The 18329-nt window shown below is 66.8% G+C and carries 19 protein-coding genes, 1 tRNA gene, 1 other RNA gene and 1 pseudogene; 11 read left to right on the forward strand and 11 right to left on the reverse strand.

Features of this window, described 5'->3' with window-relative positions; genetic code table 11:
- Positions 1–7: 7 nt before the first annotated feature.
- On the forward strand, positions 8–745 hold the full coding sequence (locus AC1DEM_RS20970) for a zinc ribbon domain-containing protein (RefSeq protein ID WP_476886206.1): 738 nt from the start codon (positions 8–10) through the stop codon (positions 743–745).
- A gap of 78 nt (positions 746–823) precedes the next feature.
- Here AC1DEM_RS20970 and AC1DEM_RS20975 read toward each other — a convergent pair whose 3' ends face one another.
- The 5 genes from AC1DEM_RS20975 to AC1DEM_RS20995 all read right to left on the reverse strand — a co-directional run bounded on the left by AC1DEM_RS20975 (position 824) and on the right by AC1DEM_RS20995 (position 3886).
- Entirely contained in the window at positions 824–1588 is a 765-nt protein-coding gene (locus tag AC1DEM_RS20975) for a YaaA family protein (protein ID WP_476886207.1), read from the reverse strand.
- 24 nt (positions 1589–1612) lie between these two features.
- Positions 1613–2506 (reverse strand): alpha/beta hydrolase, encoded by an 894-nt coding sequence (locus AC1DEM_RS20980; protein WP_476886208.1) that lies wholly within the window; start codon positions 2504–2506, stop codon positions 1613–1615.
- 185 nt (positions 2507–2691) lie between these two features.
- Positions 2692–3507, reverse strand: coding sequence for a glycerophosphodiester phosphodiesterase (locus tag AC1DEM_RS20985; protein ID WP_476886209.1), 816 nt, complete (start codon positions 3505–3507; stop codon positions 2692–2694).
- A 65-nt stretch (positions 3508–3572) separates the two neighbouring features.
- The gene (locus AC1DEM_RS20990) at positions 3573–3698 is read right to left on the reverse strand and encodes a hypothetical protein (protein ID WP_476886210.1); all 126 of its coding nucleotides are present in this window, start codon (positions 3696–3698) and stop codon (positions 3573–3575) included.
- Positions 3698–3886: a hypothetical protein gene (locus tag AC1DEM_RS20995; protein WP_476886211.1), complete on the reverse strand. Its 189-nt coding sequence runs from the start codon at positions 3884–3886 to the stop codon at positions 3698–3700. The genes AC1DEM_RS20990 and AC1DEM_RS20995 overlap by 1 nt, the downstream gene beginning before the upstream one ends.
- 110 nt (positions 3887–3996) lie before the next feature.
- Here AC1DEM_RS20995 and rnpB point away from each other — a divergent pair.
- The 8 genes from rnpB (at position 3997) to AC1DEM_RS21035 (ending at position 11444) form a co-directional block, all read left to right on the forward strand.
- An RNA gene (gene rnpB / locus AC1DEM_RS21000) (RNase P RNA component class A) lies at positions 3997–4390 on the forward strand.
- Positions 4391–4537: 147 nt separating this feature from the next.
- Positions 4538–6148, forward strand: a complete 1611-nt coding sequence (locus AC1DEM_RS21005) for a GMC family oxidoreductase (RefSeq protein WP_476886212.1) — start codon at positions 4538–4540, stop codon at positions 6146–6148.
- A gap of 299 nt (positions 6149–6447) precedes the next feature.
- The gene (locus tag AC1DEM_RS21010; protein ID WP_476886213.1) at positions 6448–7938 is read left to right on the forward strand and encodes a glyceraldehyde-3-phosphate dehydrogenase; all 1491 of its coding nucleotides are present in this window, start codon (positions 6448–6450) and stop codon (positions 7936–7938) included.
- A gap of 102 nt (positions 7939–8040) precedes the next feature.
- A complete protein-coding gene (locus AC1DEM_RS21015; RefSeq protein WP_476886214.1) occupies positions 8041–8250 on the forward strand; it encodes a hypothetical protein in 210 nt (69 codons plus the stop codon).
- Positions 8251–8359: 109 nt separating this feature from the next.
- Positions 8360–9157: an HNH endonuclease family protein gene (locus AC1DEM_RS21020; RefSeq protein WP_476886215.1), complete on the forward strand. Its 798-nt coding sequence runs from the start codon at positions 8360–8362 to the stop codon at positions 9155–9157.
- A 166-nt stretch (positions 9158–9323) separates the two neighbouring features.
- Positions 9324–10196 carry a polyphosphate kinase 2 gene (ppk2, locus tag AC1DEM_RS21025; RefSeq protein WP_476886216.1) on the forward strand — a complete coding sequence of 291 codons (873 nt, stop codon included), beginning with the start codon at positions 9324–9326 and terminating at the stop codon, positions 10194–10196.
- A gap of 69 nt (positions 10197–10265) precedes the next feature.
- Entirely contained in the window at positions 10266–10724 is a 459-nt protein-coding gene (locus tag AC1DEM_RS21030; protein ID WP_476886217.1) for a DUF1579 family protein, read from the forward strand.
- A 9-nt stretch (positions 10725–10733) separates the two neighbouring features.
- The gene (locus AC1DEM_RS21035) at positions 10734–11444 is read left to right on the forward strand and encodes an alpha/beta fold hydrolase (protein ID WP_476886218.1); all 711 of its coding nucleotides are present in this window, start codon (positions 10734–10736) and stop codon (positions 11442–11444) included.
- Positions 11445–11598: 154 nt separating this feature from the next.
- Here the strand turns inward: AC1DEM_RS21035 and def are convergent, their stop codons facing one another.
- The 4 genes from def to orn form a co-directional block, all read right to left on the reverse strand.
- The gene (gene def, locus AC1DEM_RS21040) at positions 11599–12171 is read right to left on the reverse strand and encodes a peptide deformylase (RefSeq protein WP_476886219.1); all 573 of its coding nucleotides are present in this window, start codon (positions 12169–12171) and stop codon (positions 11599–11601) included.
- Positions 12172–12211: 40 nt separating this feature from the next.
- A complete protein-coding gene (locus AC1DEM_RS21045; RefSeq protein ID WP_476886220.1) occupies positions 12212–13366 on the reverse strand; it encodes an acyl-CoA dehydrogenase family protein in 1155 nt (384 codons plus the stop codon).
- 204 nt (positions 13367–13570) lie between these two features.
- A tRNA-His gene (locus AC1DEM_RS21050) sits at positions 13571–13643 on the reverse strand.
- Positions 13644–13835: 192 nt separating this feature from the next.
- On the reverse strand, positions 13836–14468 hold the full coding sequence (orn, locus tag AC1DEM_RS21055; RefSeq protein ID WP_476886221.1) for an oligoribonuclease: 633 nt from the start codon (positions 14466–14468) through the stop codon (positions 13836–13838).
- Between the two features lie 169 nt (positions 14469–14637).
- Between orn and mptB the strand changes: the two genes are divergently transcribed.
- Positions 14638–16263, forward strand: coding sequence for a polyprenol phosphomannose-dependent alpha 1,6 mannosyltransferase MptB (gene mptB, locus AC1DEM_RS21060; RefSeq protein ID WP_476886222.1), 1626 nt, complete (start codon positions 14638–14640; stop codon positions 16261–16263).
- Here mptB and AC1DEM_RS21065 read toward each other — a convergent pair.
- Positions 16256–16679, reverse strand: a pseudogene (locus tag AC1DEM_RS21065) (DNA alkylation repair protein). The gene mptB and the pseudogene AC1DEM_RS21065 overlap by 8 nt on opposite strands.
- Before the next feature lie 77 nt (positions 16680–16756).
- On the opposite strand from AC1DEM_RS21065, the gene map reads away from it, so the two are divergent.
- On the forward strand, positions 16757–17524 hold the full coding sequence (gene map, locus AC1DEM_RS21070; RefSeq protein ID WP_476886223.1) for a type I methionyl aminopeptidase: 768 nt from the start codon (positions 16757–16759) through the stop codon (positions 17522–17524).
- 9 nt (positions 17525–17533) lie between these two features.
- On the opposite strand, the gene AC1DEM_RS21075 is transcribed toward map, so the two are convergent.
- Positions 17534–18157: a GNAT family N-acetyltransferase gene (locus AC1DEM_RS21075; protein WP_476886224.1), complete on the reverse strand. Its 624-nt coding sequence runs from the start codon at positions 18155–18157 to the stop codon at positions 17534–17536.
- Positions 18158–18329: the final 172 nt, after the last annotated feature.

The raw sequence follows: 18329 nt of genomic DNA on the forward strand, positions 1-18329 counted from the left end.
GTAAATAGTGGCCAAGGCAGCACCGGCGGAACAGTTGAAGTTGCTCGAATTGCAGGGACTGGATGCCAAGCTCAAGTCCTTGTCCAACCGCCGACGAAGCCTTGAAAGCGACTCCCGGATCACCGACCTGGAGGCCGCCCTCAGCGTGGCCAACGGTGAACTTGGCGCCGCGAAGGTGGCCGTCCACGACGCCGAGCTCGAGCTCAAGCGCTCAGAGGCCGACGTCGAGCAGGTCGCCTCGCGGATCGAACGCGACGAGGCGCGGCTCAACAGCGGCACGGGCCTTTCCAAGGACCTCGTCGCCCTGCAGCGCGACCTCGTCTCGCTGAACAAGCGCCGCTCGGACCTCGAAGACGTCGAACTCGAAGTCCTCGAACGGCTCGACTCGCTCCGCGCCCGCCAAGGGGCGCAGCAGCAGATCGTGGACGACATCCAGGGCTCCTTCGGCTCCATCCGTGCCGAACTGGACGAGCAGCTGGCCGAGATCGCCGCCGAAGCCACCGTGGTGCGCGGGCAGCGTGCCGAGTTCGCCGCCGGACTCGACGCAGGAATGCTCGCCGTCTACGAGAAGACCCTGGCCAAGCGCGGCGTCGGCGCTGCCCGGCTCTTCCACGGCACCTCGGAAGGCTCCGGCATGCACCTCAGCCCCGGCGACCTGGCCGAGATCAAGGCCGCGGCCGAGGACGAGATCGTGTTCTGCCCGGACTCCGGCTGCATCCTGGTCCGCTCGGCCGAGTGGGCCTAACCACCCCAACTGCCTAACCACCCCAACTGACTAGCAGCAGGGGCCGTTTTGAGCGCTCAAAACGGCCCCTGCTGCTAGTCAGTTGGGCAGGATGATGTTCAGGGTGTGCGGCTTCCGGGCCGTGCCCTCAACGAGTTCGGCAGCCCACTTCTCCGCCACGGCCTTCCTTAGCTGCGCCGGGGTTTGGGGCGCCTTGCCCCTGCGGCTGAGCAAATGCCGGGCCAGCTCGCCACGGGTGTGCTTGGCAAAGTGGCTGACCACTTTGCGCACGCCGGCGGTTTCGGTGAAGACATTCACGGCCACCGTCTGTTCCGGCGGGGGAGTCCAGGCCGCCGCGTAGGTACTGGACCGGCAGTCCACCAACAGCTCACCCGTGGTGGCTGCTGCTAGGGCGTCGCCCAGTCGCGGCTTCCAGAACGAGGCGAGCCGCCCGACGTCGGGCAGCGAGATCCCCATCGACAGCCGGTAGGCGGGCACGCGGTCAGCGAAGCGGATGGCGCCCCACAGGGCCGAGACCACCAGCACCGAAGCATCGGCCTTCTTCCGCTGCGCCGGGGTCAGCGAGTCGTAGCCGAGGGCGTCAAAGAGCACCCCGGAATACACCTGGTGGGCCGGGGCGGCAGGTTCCGCGTGCAGGCGGGTGTTGCGTTCGACGTCGGCACTCAGCGAGGCGCCGACGCCCAGCAGCGCCAAGGCGTCCTCGTGGGCGCTGACGGTGCCGAGCGCCTCGAGGACCTTGGCCCGTGCGCTGTTGAGGGCGGGAAAGCTCAAAGCGCTCCAGTCGGCGGCGTCAGCACCGACAGCGGGAGTCTTGCCCTCGGAGGGCGGCAACAGAATTAGCACCGTTCGATCTTACCGGCGGCGGGTTCAGGCGAGGTGGTAGCCCAAGAAGGAGAACACCTCGGGCAGGACGGACCGCCAGTAGCTGTAGTCGTGGCCGCCGGGCCGGAACCCGCCCTCGACCTCGCCCGGCAGTCCTGCGCGGTAGGCGCGAACTGTGGCGGCAAGCTCGTCCCCGGTGCCGCAGTCGATCCGCTTGGGCACCGCCGCGAGCCGTGGCCGGAGCGCGAAAACATCATGGGCCGCGAAGTCGGCCGGGCCGTCGAAGGCGGATTCCTGGCGTGGATCGTAGTGGTCCCAGACCGCCGGGCTCATGGCCGCGACGGCGCGGACTCCTGGCAGCCGGCCCTGCGAGGCGAGCAGGAGGGAACCGAAGCCGCCCATGGAGATGCCGAAGAGGCCAATCCTGCCAAGGTCGTAGCCCTGGCTGCCCAGGAACGGAACAAACTCCTTCACCAGCATCGACTGGGTGTCGCTGCCGTCCGCGCGGGGGTGCCACCACGTGTTTCCGCCGTCCACTGCAGCGATCGCGAAGGGTGTACCGTCGGCGTCGAGGTGCCGTTGAAGAGACTCATGGGCCGCCAAGTCCTCGAGCAGGTCGGCGTGGCTGCCGCCCAGTCCGTGGAGGAAGACGGCCACGGGCAATTCGGGCTGCGCGCCGCCGGGCGGCAGTTCGGGTGCAGCCAGCGACCAGTGGCTGGCGATCCCGGGGCGGAAAGCCGAGACGAATGACCCTGAACTGGCCCGGAGCGTCAACGGGCCCGCGGACGCCGGCAGTGCTGTCGCCGTCGGGCCGGTTGGCATGGGCGCAGGCGTGTCGACAGGCTCTATGCCGTCAGTGCAGGCAGTGAGGGCGGACGCGCCAAGGCCGATTCCTGCCAGCTCGAGCAGCCGGCGCCGGGTCAGGGCGGACTGGTCCATTCCTCGATAATAGGTCCGGCGGCCTGGGCTACGCGGCCTTGATCGGTGGCGCCGGCGAGTCCGCGGGTGCCGCCCGCATTGCCGTCCTGGCCACGTGGATGCCGCTACTCCGGCGCTGGTAACTACGCGGGAACACAGAACCCGGCGTATCGGTCAGCCCGTCCTTCCACCTCGCCGGAATTCCGTTATCCCAGCTGCAGCTGCCTTGACAACTCCCATGGATCGTCGGTGAAAATGCCGTCGGCGCCATCGCGGCGCAGGCGGGACGCCGTGGGTTCGTCGTTGACCGTATAGGGCCACACAGTCAGTCCGGACGCCTTCAGGGTCCTCAAGTAGTCGGCGCCGACGCTTTTGTGCGGCCCCACATGGTCAATGCCGCTGGAGCGGATCGCGGCAGGATCGGGCTCCTCGCCCTTGCGCAGCAGATACAGCACGTGCAGCCCGGATTCAGCCAGTTTCCGTGCCGTCTGGTAGCTGAACGTCTGCACGATAACTTTGTCCTGGACTCCGCGTCTGAGAATGGACGAGGCAAACGCAGCTAGATCGATCCCCGGATCCTTTATTTCCGGGACCAGGAGGTTCCGTCCACCGTAGTCGTCCAACATAGCTTCCCAAGTGGTGGGGGTGCCTTCGGCGCCACCCGGCAGGGCCTTGATGCGCGCCGCCATCCACTGGGCCGGGCTCAGCTTTGCCGGGCGGCCGGTGACACCGGTCATGGTCCGGTCCACGGTGTCGTCATGCAGCGGAACAATGGTCCCGTCCTTCAGCCGCCGCAGATCCGTCTCGATCGGGAACCCGGTCCTGCTCACGGACTGGAAGGCCTCCGTAGACGATTCAGGGTTCACCAGCGCGCCGCCCCGGTGCGCCACAAGGGTGAAACTCGACGACCACGACGGCCGCACAGACGCGGGCCCCGACGTCGGTTCCGGTGCCGGAGGTGGCATAGCGGTGCAACCGGAGCAGAGCATCAGCCCCAGCAGCAGGGCTCCCAGCTTGAACATTGCCCCAGCATAGCCCGGTAGCGGCGTGGCGTGCCCGGGTGGGACCGGCCGCTGCGGCCCGGGCGCTACGCGCCCTTGATCGGTGGCGCCGGGGACTCCACCGGTGCCACGGCGGGTGCCGCCGGCATCGCAGTCCTAGCCGCGTGGTCCTCGCGTGCCAGGAAGACGGCCAACTCGGCGATGGTGCTCATCAGGAGAACTGAAGCCGGTCCACTACCGGGATGATCAACCGCAGCCCGGGCATCCGGACCGCGACCGCCCGGCCCAGCCGGAACAGGACGCCGAGTTCGTACTGACGCACAATCTTGATCGACATCCTGGCGAGAATACCCACCAGGATGATCGCGAGCAGCCAGATGATGATGGCGGTCCAGTTCATCGGGACCTCTTCCTTGACTAGCAGGAATCCTGCTCCAATTCTCCCACCGGCCGCCCCTAAAGGCCGCGGTGCGGCTGCGCCGGCCGGGAGGCCGTAGACTGGACAGCGGATGGGTTGACCAGGCGGCCGCGCGTCACGCAAGTGGCTCGAGGAACGTCCGGGCTCCGCAGAGCAGGGTGGTGGGTAACGCCCACTCGGGGTAACCCGCAGGCCAGTGCCACAGAGAACAGACCGCCTGCGTGCGGCATGTGCTTGCACAGGCCGCAGGGCAGGTAAGGGTGAAACGGTGGTGTAAGAGACCACCAGCTTCCCGGGTGACCGGGAAGGCTAGGTAAACCCCACCCGGAGCAAGGCCAGACAGGACACGTTTGAGGGCTGCTCGCCCGAGTGTTCGGGTAGGCCGCTGGAGGGCGTCGGCAACGGCGTCCGTAGATGGATGGCCGCTACTCCCGTGCCGGTAACAGCGCGGGAACACAGAACCCGGCGTATCGGTCAACCCATCCACCCACACTCCAAGTAGTCCTGTCCTCCCTACCGCGTGCCTCCTACCTGCACCGATGCCGGTAAATCCAGATGCTTGACATCATCCCCGCGAAACTAGAGACTTCACTCAACGCTTGGGGCGGCGGTTTCGGCGATGGTTGAGGAGTCATGGTGCCGGACGATGCGGAGTACGACTATGTGATCGCCGGGGGCGGCACGGGCGGCAGCGTCCTGGCCGGGAGATTAAGTGAAGACCCAGCAGTCCGCGTGCTGCTGCTCGAGGCGGGCCGATCCGACCGCCATCCGTTCATCCATGTGCCCGCGGGCTTCCCAAGACTCAAGGGAGGCCCGTACCAATGGCAGTACCGGAGCGTCCCGCAGGAGCACAGCAAAGGCCGTCGTATCCCGCTCGCCCAAGGCCGCGGGCTCGGTGGCGGGGGCTCCATCAACTCCCAGGTCTTCACCCGCGGCGTTGCCCAGGACTACGACAGCTGGGCTAAAGAGTGCGGATGCGACGGCTGGTCCGCCGACGAGGTCCTCGAGTACTTCGTGCGCTCGGAGTCCAACTGCAGACTCTCGGGACCCCACCACGGAACCCAAGGGCCGCTCGGAGTCTCGGACCCCAAGCGCCCGCACAAGCTCTCGGCGGCCTTCGTCCGGGCCGGGCAGGAGTTCGGGCTGCCGTACAACAGTGACTTCAATGGCGCCGAACAGCACGGCGTCGGCTTCTACCAGACCACCACGAAAAACGGCCGCCGGTGCAGCGCGGCCGTGGCCTACCTCAAACCCGCGCGCAAGCGCCGCAATCTCACGGTCCGCGTCAACGTGACCGTTTCCAAGGTGATCATCAAGAATGGCCGGGCGGTCGGCATCCAGACGATGGAACGCGGAGTCGCGCGAAGCTACAGTGCCAGGCGGGAGGTGCTCATCGCCAGCGGCGCGTTTGGATCGCCGAAACTGCTTCAGCTTTCGGGCATCGGCGACCCCGCAGATCTCGCCGCCGCCGGCATCGACACCGTCCATGCCCTGCCCGGCGTCGGCAAGAACCTGCAGGACCACTGCGACCTGGACATCATCTACGAACTCACATATGGCCACAGCCTGGACCGCTTTAACCGCGTCCGCCCGGCGACGGCCCTTGCCGGGCTCGAATACCTCGCTTTCCGCACGGGACCGTTCGCTTCGAACCTGGTCGAGGCCGGTGGCTTCAGCTACGCAAACACGGACGATTCCACGCCGGACCTGCAGTTCCACTTCCTGCCTGCTGCCCGGGCAGAGGCCGCCATCTCCCTGCGGCCGGGATTCGGGGCGACGTTGAACTCGTACTTCCTGCGGCCCCGGAGCCGGGGAACAGTTCGTATGGCGTCCTCGGACCCCACCCAGCCGCCGCTCATCGATCCGAACTACCTCGCCGACGACTACGACCTTGAGATGACCATCGTCGGCGTGCAGCAGAGCCGACAGATCATGGAGCAGTCCTCAATGGCACCGTTTATCAAGGCGGAGCACATCGGCGACGGCTCACGGGTGAAAACCCGTGACGAGTACGTGAATTTCGTGCGCTCCTACGGACGGACCTCCTACCATCCGGTCGGCACCTGTGCCATGGGAATCTCCGATGAATCCGTGGTCTCGCCGCGGCTGAAGGTCTACGGGCTTGAGGGACTGCGGGTGGTGGACTCCTCGATCATGCCCCGCCTGATCAGTGCCAACACCCAGGCGCCCACCATCATGATCGCGGAAAAAGCCGTTGACATGATCCTCGACGACGCCCGGTAGGCGGCGTCCCGGCCTCAGTTGCTCCCCGGGTTTTCCCCGGCTCCTCCGGGGCCCGGGGGCGTGTGTGAGTCATTTCACGCCCGGCAGGGCACCTGACCCTGCCGCGCCGCCCGTAGAATTGATGGTGAACGTAGAAGTTCTGCCGCCGGGTCTGCGTTCGCAGCCGGCGGATTTTTCTTTGCGCTCGATGAGGCGCCCGGGGTGGACCGAATCCCTGCCGGTGCCCGGTACCGGACACCCTCCGGCGGCCGACTTCCCCTTACGAGGACGTAGGGGGTGGATTCTAGGAAGGTAGTTCTGTGAGCCAGACGTCAGATTCTTGTCTTGATACGTGGATGGGCCGTGAGGCGCTCGCCGAGGCCATGATCCCGGTGATCGGCCGGCTGTACCGCGAGAACAACGTGGTGACCTCCATCCACGGACGCAGCCTGATCAACAAGTCCACCATGAATATCCTCAAGGCCCACCGCTTCGCCCGCCGGATGAGCAAGGAAGAACTGCGCCTCGAGGAGACGGCCCCGCTGCTGGAGGCCCTGACCAAGCTGGACCTCGGCGCAGCGGCGATCGATATTGCCCGCCTCACCGAGAAGTACCGCGCCGAGGGCGACGGCGCCAGCCTCGATGCCTTCCTCCGCGAGGAACTCGCCGAGGTTGTCGGTAAACGCGGCGGCGACGACCGCACCAGCACCGACGTCGTCCTCTACGGCTTCGGCCGCATTGGCCGGCTCCTGGCCCGGCTCCTGATCGAAAAGGCAGGCGGCGGCCACGGCCTGCGCCTGCGCGCCATCGTGGTCCGCCGCGGGTCCGACAACGACCTCAGCAAGCGCGCCAGCCTCCTGCGCCGCGACTCTGTCCACGGCTCCTTCGAAGGCACCATCAAGGTGGACCTCGAAAACGACACCATCACAGCCAACGGCGTGCAGATCCAGGTCATCTACTCGGACAACCCTTCCACGGTGGATTACACCGCCTACGGCATCCACGACGCGCTCGTCGTGGACAACACGGGCCGCTGGCGCGACGCCGAGGGCCTGTCCCAGCACCTGAAGAGCAAGGGTGTTGCCCGTGTTCTACTCACCGCCCCGGGCAAGGGTGAGCTGAAGAACATCGTGCACGGCATCAACCACGGCACCATCGCCGACTCGGACACGATCGTCTCGGCGGCCTCCTGCACCACCAACGCCATCACCCCCGTGCTCAAGGCGATCAACGACCGCTACGGCGTGGTGCACGGGCACGTGGAGACAGTCCACTCCTTCACCAATGACCAGAACCTGATCGACAACTTCCACAAGGGCGACCGCCGTGGACGTTCCGCCGCGCTGAACATGGTGATCACCGAGACCGGTGCCGCCAAGGCCGTCGCCAAGGCGCTGCCGGAGCTGCTCGGCAAGCTCACGGGCAGCTCCATCCGCGTCCCCACCCCGGACGTGTCGCTGGCCATCTTGAACCTGAGCCTGGAAAACGGCACCACCAAGGACGAAGTCAACGACTACCTGCGGGAAATGTCGCTGCACTCCGAGCTGCGCAAGCAGATCGACTACATCGATTCGCCCGAGGTTGTCTCCACCGACTTCGTCGGCTCGCGCCGGGCGGGCATCGTCGACGGCCTGGCCACGATCTCCAACGACAAGAACCTCGTGCTGTACGTCTGGTACGACAACGAGTTCGGCTATAGCTGCCAGGTGGTCCGCGTCATGGAGGAAATGGCCGGGGTCAACCCGCCGTCCTTCCCCGCCAAGGACGCCGCCTCCATTCTCGAGGCCGCCGGGCTGCCCGTAGAGGTCTAGTCCGCAGGCGCAATATCCCTGACCGGGACATCTTCCTCTTTTCCCGGCTGATTCCCGGCCAACGCACTGGAATCAGCCGGGAATGGCAACCACAATGTAGCCATGGAACAGAACCCGGCAATTGAACACGAGACCACCCTGGAACACGCGCTGGACGTCGCACGGAGCAACGCGAAGGAAGCGAAGCGGCTGCTGGATGACGCGATCGTCAAACGCGACGCCGGCGAAGTCAACGACGACCGGGTGAGCCAGCTCCAGAGCCTGCTGGATCTGGCCAACGACGACCTGAAACGGGTCACGCGGGAACAATAGCCCGCGGGCTTCCGCTACCGGTCCCCAACACTGTGGACAACCTCCTGGGTGTCGGGGCGCCCGCATAGGCTCGGGACGTGCAGTCAGAACGCCGCCAGCGGCCGCCCTCATGACCGTCACCTGGACGGAATTCCGGCGTGCCCGGCGCCGCTCCCGCCAGGCGTGGATTCTTCTGGCAGCAGCCGGGCTGGCGGTCCTCGGCGGCCTGGTCTGGTTCTTCACGGCCGGCCAGTTTGCCGCCGGGGAGCCGCAGACCACGGGTCCCAGCGAGGCCCCCGTACTTGCCGGCAGATGGATGAACGCGGTGGACCCCGTCCGGGCCGTGCCGGAGGGAAGTGCCGCCGGCGTGCTCGACACCCTTGCGGTCAAGGGGCGGTCGGCCAGGGACAACTATGACCGCGCCGCGTTCGGCCAGGCCTGGCTCGATGTCGACCGCAACGGCTGCGATACACGCAACGACATCCTCCGGCGCGACCTGGCCGCCGCCGAATTTGTCCGTGGCTCCCGGTGCCAGGTGGCCGGCGGCACGTTCCAGGAACCCTACACCGGGCGCATGATCGCGTTCCGGCGCGGCGCCGAGACCAGCGCAGCGGTGCAGATCGATCACGTCGTGGCGCTCGGCGACGCGTGGCAAAAGGGCGCCCAGCAGCTCACCGCGCAACAGCGCGAACACCTGGCCAACGATCCCCTCAACCTGATCGCCGTCGACGGTCCCGCCAACCAGGACAAAAGCGCCTCCGACGCCGCCACCTGGCTGCCGCCCAACAAGGCGTTCCGCTGCCACTACGTGGCCCGGCAGATTTCCGTCAAGGCCGCCTACCGGCTGTGGGTCACGTCCGCCGAGAAGGAAGCGATGAAGCGGATCCTCACATCGTGCCCCGGGCAAGCGACGATCGTTCCGCGGTGACGGCACTGTGTCCTGTCGTGCCGTGTCCTGCGCAGGGATCCATGGCCTACGAATGGGGTCCGCCCGTCGCGGCTTCCGGACTCGAGGACCCTTGTAGCCGTTCTGCTACCCCGCGAGAATGGGCGTGGCGGGACAAGCCGCCCGCCGGAATACTGGAGCGGAAACCATGGCACATCGCACGAACGAGTCTGGCAAGGGGCACGCCGGTCACAAGAAGGGCTCCGCAAGACGGCACGCCCGGCTCAACGCCGGAATCTACGAGGCCGAACTCCTTCGGCTCCAAGCAGAACTGGTTGCCCTCCAGGAGTGGGTCCGGAGCACCGGGGCGCGGGTCCTCGTCATCTTCGAGGGTCGGGACGCCGCCGGCAAGGGGAGTGCGATCAAGCGGGTCACGGAATACCTGAATCCGCGGTTTGCCCGGATAGTGGCATTGCCGGCGCCGACGGAGCGCGAACGCGGTGGATGGTACTTCCAGCGCTATGTGGCGCATCTCCCCGCAGCCGGGGAAATCGTCCTGATGGACCGCTCCTGGTACAACCGCGCCGGCGTCGAACACGTCATGGGCTTTTGCACCCCGGCGGAGCACAAACACTTCATGGCACAGTGCCCGGTTTTTGAACGGCTCCTCATCGAGGACGGCATCCTGCTCTTCAAGTACTGGTTCTCGATCAGCCATGCGGAACAGGAGCGGAGGTTCAAATCCCGCCTGGATGATCCCATGCGGCAATGGAAGCTCTCGCCGATGGACCGGGAGGCAATCTTGCGGTGGGAAGACTACTCGCGGGCCAAGGACGACATGTTCGTGCAGACGGACACCATTGAATCACCGTGGTACGTGGTGGAAGCCGAAGATAAACGCCGGGCAAGGATCAACCTCATCGCCCACCTGCTCTCCAGCATCGATTACACCGAAGTGCGGACAGAGCCGGTTACCCTGCCGGCGCGGCCGAAGGCCATCAACTATACGCGCCCGCCGCGGGAACTGTTCCGCTATGTCCCGGACTTCGCAGCAAGCCTGGAAAAGCGGGCCGAGGACTGAGCGACCGGGAACCCGGGCGGACGGTCCTCCATTGGCGGCCCTCAATTGACTTGCTCAGTAGACTGCAGCATGGACATTGTGCGATACATGACGCCGTTACTTGGCACGTGGCAGGGAATAAACCGCTCCCGGATCATGCCCACGGACGACTACAGGGACTCGGCGGCCACCGCCACAGTGGAGGTGACCGCCGCGTATTTCGGGAGCCTCACCTACACGTGGTCGGACGGCGAGAGCCCGCAGGAAGGCCTGTTGCTCGTGGCCGGCGGGGCGACCGACGCGGAGCCCGCCACTGCGGTGTGGGTGGACTCCTGGCACACGGGCAAGGCGCTGATGCAGTTCTCCGGGACCGTGGACGGGGACGGTGTCCTCCGGCTCAACGGCTCCTACGCGGCGCCGACCGGCCCGGACTGGGGCTGGCAGATCCACATCCACCCGGGGGAGGGCCAGGGCGGACGCATCACCATGCACAACGTTGTCCCAGCTGAGGACCCCTACCAGGTGGTGGAGCTGGTACTCGAACGGTAGGGTACCGGCATGGACATCATCCTCGTACCCGGATTCTGGTTGGACGCCTCGTCGTGGGAGAAGGTCACCCCGCCGCTCACCGCGGCCGGGCATAAGGTCTACCCGCTGACGCTGCCGGGCCTCGAGTCGGCCGATGCGCCGCGCGCCGGGATCGGCCTGCGCACCCACATCGACGCCGTCGTGGACAAGATCGATTCCTTCGATGGGCCCGTGGTCCTTGTGGGCCACTCCGGCGGCGGAGCCATCATCCATGGCGCCGTCGATGCCCGCCCGGACCGGGTGGCCCGGGCAATCTACGTGGACAGTGGTCCGCTCGCCGACGGTGGCGTCATCAACGACGAACTCCCGGCCGACGGCGACGACGTGCCGCTGCCGCCGTGGGAACTCTTCGAGGACGCGGACCTCACCGACTTGACCGACGACGTGCGCGCCATGTTCCGCGCCCGCGCCGTCCCGCAGCCCCGCGGCGTGGCCCAGGACCGGCAGCAGCTCAAGGATGAACGCCGTTTCGACGTCCCGGCCACCGTCATCGCGTGCGAATTCCCGTCCTCGACGCTCAGGGAAATGATTGCCGGGGGCCACCCGTACGTCGCGGAACTCGCCCGGATCCACGACGTCGACTACGTGGACCTGCCCACCGGTCACTGGCCGCAGTTCACCAAGCCGGCCGAACTCGGCGACGCCATCCTGGCCGCCGTCGACCGCACGTCGGGGAGCTAGCCGGCGGGGTCACGGCACAACTGGGAAACTCCGCCGAAATTCCCCACCTTTGGGACCCGCTACCGGCGCTTCCCGCCAAACCGCCGGCGATTTTCTGTGCATCGGCGGCAAAGGTGGGGAAAATCCGCGTACAGCCTCGCCTAGTTGCCCGGCGTCAGTGGCCGAACGGGTCCGGATCCAAGCCCGGCATCCAGGTCAGGCCCGGAACGCCCCAGCCGCTGCGCTTGGCCTGCTTCATGGCCTTGCGCGCATAGCGGTCGATCAGCCGGTTCACGTAGAGCTTGCCATCGAGGTGGTCGTATTCGTGCTGGATGACCCGGGCGAACCAGCCGGTTGCCTCGAATTCAACCGGCTTCCCGTCACCGTCGAAGCCCTGCACCCTGGCCCACTCCGCCCGCTTGAGCGGATACTGGCCGCCCGGGAAGGACAGGCAGCCTTCCTCTTCCTCGTCGGGGTCCGGCAGCGCGCCGGAGATCTTGGAGAGCGTCAGGACAGGATTGACCACGACGCCGGTGGGCGGGGCGCCGTCGTCGTTCTCGTACTTGTACACGAAGAGCCGCTTGCCGACCCCCACCTGGGGGGCGGCCAGCCCGACGCCGTTGGCGGCGTCGTTGGTCTCGAACATGTCGGCGATCAGGGTGCGGAGCTCGTCGTCGAAGACTTCGACTTCCGCGGCCCGGCGGTGCAGCACGGGCTCGCCCCAGATCGTGATGGGCAGGACGGTCATGTCGGTAACGTTCCTCAGGTGCTGGTGGGGGTGCGGCAGCTCAGCCGGCGATGGTGCGGCCGACGACGTCGCGCATGATTTCGTTGGTGCCGCCGAAGATCGTCAGCAGCCGGGCGGCGAGGTAGGCCTGGGCCACCGGGTATTCCATGATGTAGCCGTAGCCGCCGTGGAGCTGCAGGCAGCGGTCCGTGACGGATTTGGCCCGCTCGGACGCCCACAGCTTGGCGCGGGCAGCGCCGGCCGCGTCGAGCTCACCGGCGTTGAAGGCCAGCATGGCCTGGTCCACGTACGTTTCGGTGACCTCGACCTCCGTGAGGATGTCGGCGAGTTCGAAGCGGCTGTTCTGGAAGTCGATGATCCGCTCGCCAAACGCGTTGCGCTCCTTCGTGTAGCGGACGGTCGCCTCGTAGGTGGCGCGCACGACGGCGGAGCTGGCCACGGCGATCGCCAGGCGGCCCTGGGGGAGCTGTTCGGCCGCGTACTGCAGGCCCTTGCCTTCCTCGCCCACGAGATCCGCGTGCGGGACGCGGACGTTGTCGAAGAACAGCTCGGCCGTGTCGGACGCTTTGAGGCCCATCTTGTCCAGCTGCTTGCCGGTGTTGTAGCCCTCGCCCTTCTGGACCATGAAGAGCGAGAACGAGTCGTGGTTGCCGCGTCCGGTGCCGCCGTCGGTGCGGGCCAGGACCAGGGAGGCATCGCCGGAGATGCCGTTGCCGATAAACGTCTTCTGGCCACTGATCAGCCAGTCGTCGCCGTCGCGCACGGCCTTGGTGCGGATGCCGCGCAGGTCGGAGCCGGCGCCCGGTTCGGTCCAGGCAACCGAGGTGACCTTGTCGCCGGAGACCATGCCCGGCAGCCAGCGGGCCTTGAGGTCATCGGAACCGTAGGCAAGCAGGTGGGGCAGGACCATGTCGTCGTGCAGGTGGAACGCGAGGCCGACCGCGAGGTGGTTGCTCTTGGCGAATTCTTCATCGAGCACTGCCCGGAAGCGGTAGTCGGACATTCCCATGCCGCCGAACTCTTCCGGCACGGCGAGGCCAAGCAGGCCCTGGTCGCCGGCCGCCGACCACAGCTCCCGGGACATCATGTGCTCTTCGTCCCACTGGGCGTAGTGCGGGGCAATGGCGCGCACGTTGAATTCGGCGGCCATCTCACGGAACATCTCGTGGTCTTCTTCAAAGAGCGTGCGCTTCACTGCGTTTCCTTCCAATGACAGATCCCGGGACAACTGCGCCGTACTCCGAGCCCTTCGCGGCCGGCCCGTACAGCGGCGATCGAGCACCAGCACAGAAACGGACACAGGCACGGACGAATAACTCAGCACAGACAACAAAGGCCGCACCGGATATCCGGTGCGGCCTTTGGAAAAGGTCGGACAATCACTGCCGTCCTTCATGAGGGTGAGCGACGGGGGTTGAACCCGCGACCTCCTGGACCACAACCAGGCGCTCTGCCAACTGAGCTACGCCCACCATGTGCCGTATCAGGCCCTCCGGCGAACCGGCTGGCTGGAAAGGCAACGACAAATAGCTTACCTGCTGTTTGGGGATGGTTTTGCCACTTTTGCGGTTTTCATCAAAATTTCCGCGAAACGTGGCGCAGATTACTTTCCTGCGCCACGTCCCGGCGGCGGTGAATCGCCGGCGGGTACCTGCGGCGTGCCGCTACTCCGCCGGGGCGGGCGCGGCGGCGTCGCCGACCATGACACGCTTGGCGATCCGCTGGGCCGTGGCACTGTCCGGTCCGGGCGCGGGGACAAACACGGCCTCGCGGTAATACCGGAGTTCGTCGATCGAGTCCTTGATGTCGCCGAGGGCGCGGTGTCCGCCCAGCTTGGCGGGGGACTGGAAGTAGGCCCGGGCGAACCAGCGGCGGGAGAGCTCCTTGATGGTGCTCACATCGATGACCCGGTAGTGCAGGTGCTCCACCACCTCGGGCATGTCGCGGACAAGGAACACGCGGTCGGTGCCCACGGAGTTTCCGCCGAGCGGTGCCTTCCTCGGGTCCGGCACCCATTTCTTGATGTAGTCGAGCACCGCTGTCTGCGCCTCGGCCATGGTCTTGCCGTGCGGGAGCTCTTCAAGGAGGCCGGACCGAGTGTGCATGTCCCGGACAAAGTCGCTCATCTGGGCCAGCGCGGCGTCGTCGGGCTTGATCACGACGTCGACGCCGTCACCGAGGATGTTGAGTTCCGAATCGGTCACCAGGGCGGCCACCTCGATGAGGGCGTCATTCTTGGTGTCCAGGCCGGTCATTTCGCAGTCGATCCAGACGATGCGTTCGTTAGTAATAGGCACCCGCCCAGCCTAACCGTTCCGACGCCACGGAGCCGTCCGGTGCTAGGATTTCGGATACGCGGCCGTCGAATTATTTTGTCAACTTAATTCGTGAACGCGGTGCCCCGGGCCGTACAACGCGGCCGGCTGTGGGCGGAAATATGGCCCCAACAGATTGGACGATCCTGACATGACGGCGCCTGTGCCTGCGGCGGGGGAAACGGCTGCCGGTATGTCCCGCACGTCAACCGCCCGCCCCTCTGCATCCGGCCGGTCTGCTCTCAGCCCGGCTGAGTTCACCCCGCTGGGGGACGGTGCCGTAGGCGACGTCGACAACCCCCGGTCCCCGATCCTTGCCGGGTTCCTGGGATCGCTGTTCATGACGATCGGTTCGATGGGCGTCGGCTGGCTCGCTCCCGCCTCCGAGCTTCGCCGTGTTCCGCTGTTCATCTGGATGCGCACCGAGCCCTTGGGCGTCGCCCTGTCCATTGTCCTGCTGGCCTTTGGCGGCATGTTGCTGGTCCGCGCTTGGCTTCGGCTCGGCCAACGAGTCCGGGTATGGGGAGCCGGGGCCCGCAAGGCCACGCTCCAGGCGACGGCGGCCTGGGGCCTGCCCCTGATGTTCTCCGTGCCGCTGTTCAGCCGCGACGTCTACGCGTATATCGGCCAGGGCCGGCTCATGGTGGAGGGCTTCAACCCCTACGAAAACGGCATTTCGGCGTTGTCCAACTACTTCCAGCTGGGCGCCGACAGGATGTGGACCGAGGCCCCCGTCCCGTACGGCCAGCTGTTCCTGTGGATCGAACAGTTCGTGGTTTGGGCCACCAACGTGCACCCGGAAGGCAGCATCATGCTGTTCCGGGTGGCCGCACTGGTGGGCGTGGTCCTGTGCGTGATCTACGTGCCGAAACTGGCCGAGCTGCACGGCGTGAACCCGAACCGGGCCTTGTGGCTGACGGCAGCCAACCCGCTGTTCCTCACCAACTTCATCGCCAGCGTCCACAACGACTCCCTCATGATCGGCCTTGCCCTCGCCGGCCTCTATTACTGCGCCACCCGCCGGGTCATCCTCGGGATCGTGCTGGTCACGCTGTCCATCTCGGTCAAGCCGATCACGGTGGTCTTCCTGCCGTTCATCGGCCTGCTCTGGGCTGGCAAGGGCGCCAGCTGGCCGCGCAAGTTCGTCTTCTGGGCCCTCACGGCCGGCATCAGCCTGGCCCTGCTGTATCTCATGAGCCGGGTTAATGGCTTCGGCTTCGGCTGGATCAACGGGCTGTCCGCCCCGGGCAGCATCTGGATCTGGTACGCGCCCGTTGGCCTGATGGGCCTTATCGTGGCGTCCATCGCCAACACCTTCGGGCTCGACGGCTGGGGGCTGGCCAAGTGGGCGTTCGACGCCGGCAAGCTCCTCGCCGTGGGGATCGTCGCCTGGCAGATCTTCCGCGGTGACTACGATCGCCTGATGCGCCGGCTCACCCTGGCGTTCGCCGCCGTCGTGCTCCTGTCCCCGATGATCCAGTCCTGGTACATCGTCTGGCTCATCCCGCTCTTTGCCGTCACCGGCATCCGCGATGACTGGCAGGTCAAGGCGCTCTACTTCATTGTGTCCTTCTTCATGGTGTACGCGATCTCGGACCAGCTGGACGTCTTCCCGTACCTGCAGACCGCGGACCTGGGCCTGGCCCTGGCGCTGGCCCGCAACGCCGCGGCGATCATCGCCCTGCTGTTTGCCCTGTACCTGATCTTCCTGGACCCGAAGACCAAGCTGCTGTTCAGCAAGTCGGACGAGCCGGTCACCACGCGGCCGATCATCTAGCGCTGATTCTGGTTGCCGCCAGGTTTCTGAGCGCCTCCTTGCGGGAGAGCGGGCTGAGTTCGTCCCAGTGCCGCTGCACGAACGCCCGCACCCAGGCCGGATCCGTCCTGGCATACTGGCGCAGCGCCCAGCCGATCGCCTTGCGGATGAAGAACTCCGGATCATTGAGGTTGGCCTCAATCACGGCGGCCAAGAGAGCCGTGTCAGTGCCGGCCTTCGCCCCCAGTTGCGCCGTGATGGCGGCCCGCCGGGTGGGCCGCGGCCGCGGCCTTGACGATCGCGCGGACCTCGGGAACCCGCACGCCCAGGGAGGGCATCTGCGACTTCATATAGGCCTGCGCCCCCGCGGCGCGGCCTGGATCGGCGGCCGCGTGCAGGCGGACGCGGATCGCGTCAATCAGTTCAGTGGTGACCATGAAGCCACTGTAGACATCCCTCGGCGGGCTTTAGAGTTGAACCCAGCAAGCCGCGGCTCCGCGTCGGAAGGAAACCCATGTCCATGATCAAGAGTCCTGAAGAGATCGCCCTGATGCGCGAGGCGGGCCGGGTGGTTGCCAACACGCTGGGGCGGGTCCGGGAGGCCGCCGCCGTCGGCGTCTCGCTCAAGGAACTGGACGACGTCGCCGCGGCGTCCATCGCCGGTGCCGGCGCCACGCCGGCGTTCCTGAACTACCGGCCGCGGTGGGCCTCAGTGCCGTTTCCCGGGGTCATCTGCACGTCCGTCAACGACGCCGTCGTGCACGGCATCCCGAACGAGTACCGGCTGCAGGACGGGGACCTGCTGAGCGTAGACTGCGGCGCGTTCCTGGAGGGCTGGTGCGGCGATGCCGCCGTCAGCTTCATCGTGGGGACCGCGGACCCGGTGGACCAGGCGCTCATCGAGGCCACGGACGCCGCCTTGGCCCGCGGGATCGACGCTGCAAGGATCGGGAACAAGATGGGGGATCTCGCCTACGCGATCGGCGGGGCGGCGCGCCGGGCAGGGTACGGACTTCTTGCCGACCACGGCGGCCACGGGATCGGCCGGACCATGCACGCCGAGCCGCCCGTACCGAACGACGGGCGCCCCGGCCGTGGCATCAAACTGACCGAGGGCCTGGTCATCGCCATCGAGCCGATGCTGATTCTCGGCCGCAAGGACGATTATTACCATGACGACGACGAATGGACCCTCCGTTCCGCGAACGGTCGCCGCGCCGCGCACAGCGAGCACACCGTGGCCATCACCGCGGACGGGCCCGTGATCCTGACGCTGCCTTAGGGCCCCGCGCTAGACGCCAGCCGGCGGCGGTGATGTCAGGCGGACGACGGCGTGTCCGGGCACAGCGTCGCTGGCCACCGTGAAGCCGGCGGCCAGGAAGAGCCCCAACGTGCCGTGATAGAGGTCTGCCGGGCCCGCCTTGGGCCGTTGCGCGTGATCGACCGGGTAACCCTCCACCACCCTGGCACCGTGGGCGAAGGCGTGATCGGCGGCGGCCGCAAGCAGTGCCCGCGCTACGCCGGTCCGGCGCTGGCCGGGGGAGACGACGAAACAACTGACCGACCACGCCGGGTTCCCGCCGGCATCCCGGACCACGTCAGGGGCGGTCGTCAGAACTTTCGAGCGCAGGATCCTCGGATAGCATCCGCGGGGCTCGACGGCGCACCAGCCCACGGGGTTCCCGCCGCGGAAGGCCAGGACTCCGGGCGCAGGCTGGCCGGCGTCGAACTTGTCCCGCAGCTGGCTCTTGCGCTCCTCAGGGGTCGACGCGGACCACTCGCTGCCGGTCAAGGCGAAGAACCGGCACCAGCAGCGTGAGGGTTCGCCGCGGACGCCGAAGAGGCGCTCGACGTCGGGCCAGTCCGCCGCGGCGGTGGTAATGGCTCCCTGGCTCCGGGGCTCTGCTTCGCTCATGGAAAGAGGTAGCGCCTGGCGGCCTAGACGATATGAAGTGTGGTGATCGCCTGACGTAGGACTGGAACCCCGGGTTCAAAGAGGTTCGTGGGTTGCCGGTCCACGGTCTGTTCCGCAATCTGGTGCGGGGTGTGGACTGGTAGAGCCACATTTGAACGTCTGGAGGTTCCAG

This window comes from Arthrobacter sp. 05T420 (genome assembly GCF_056396305.1).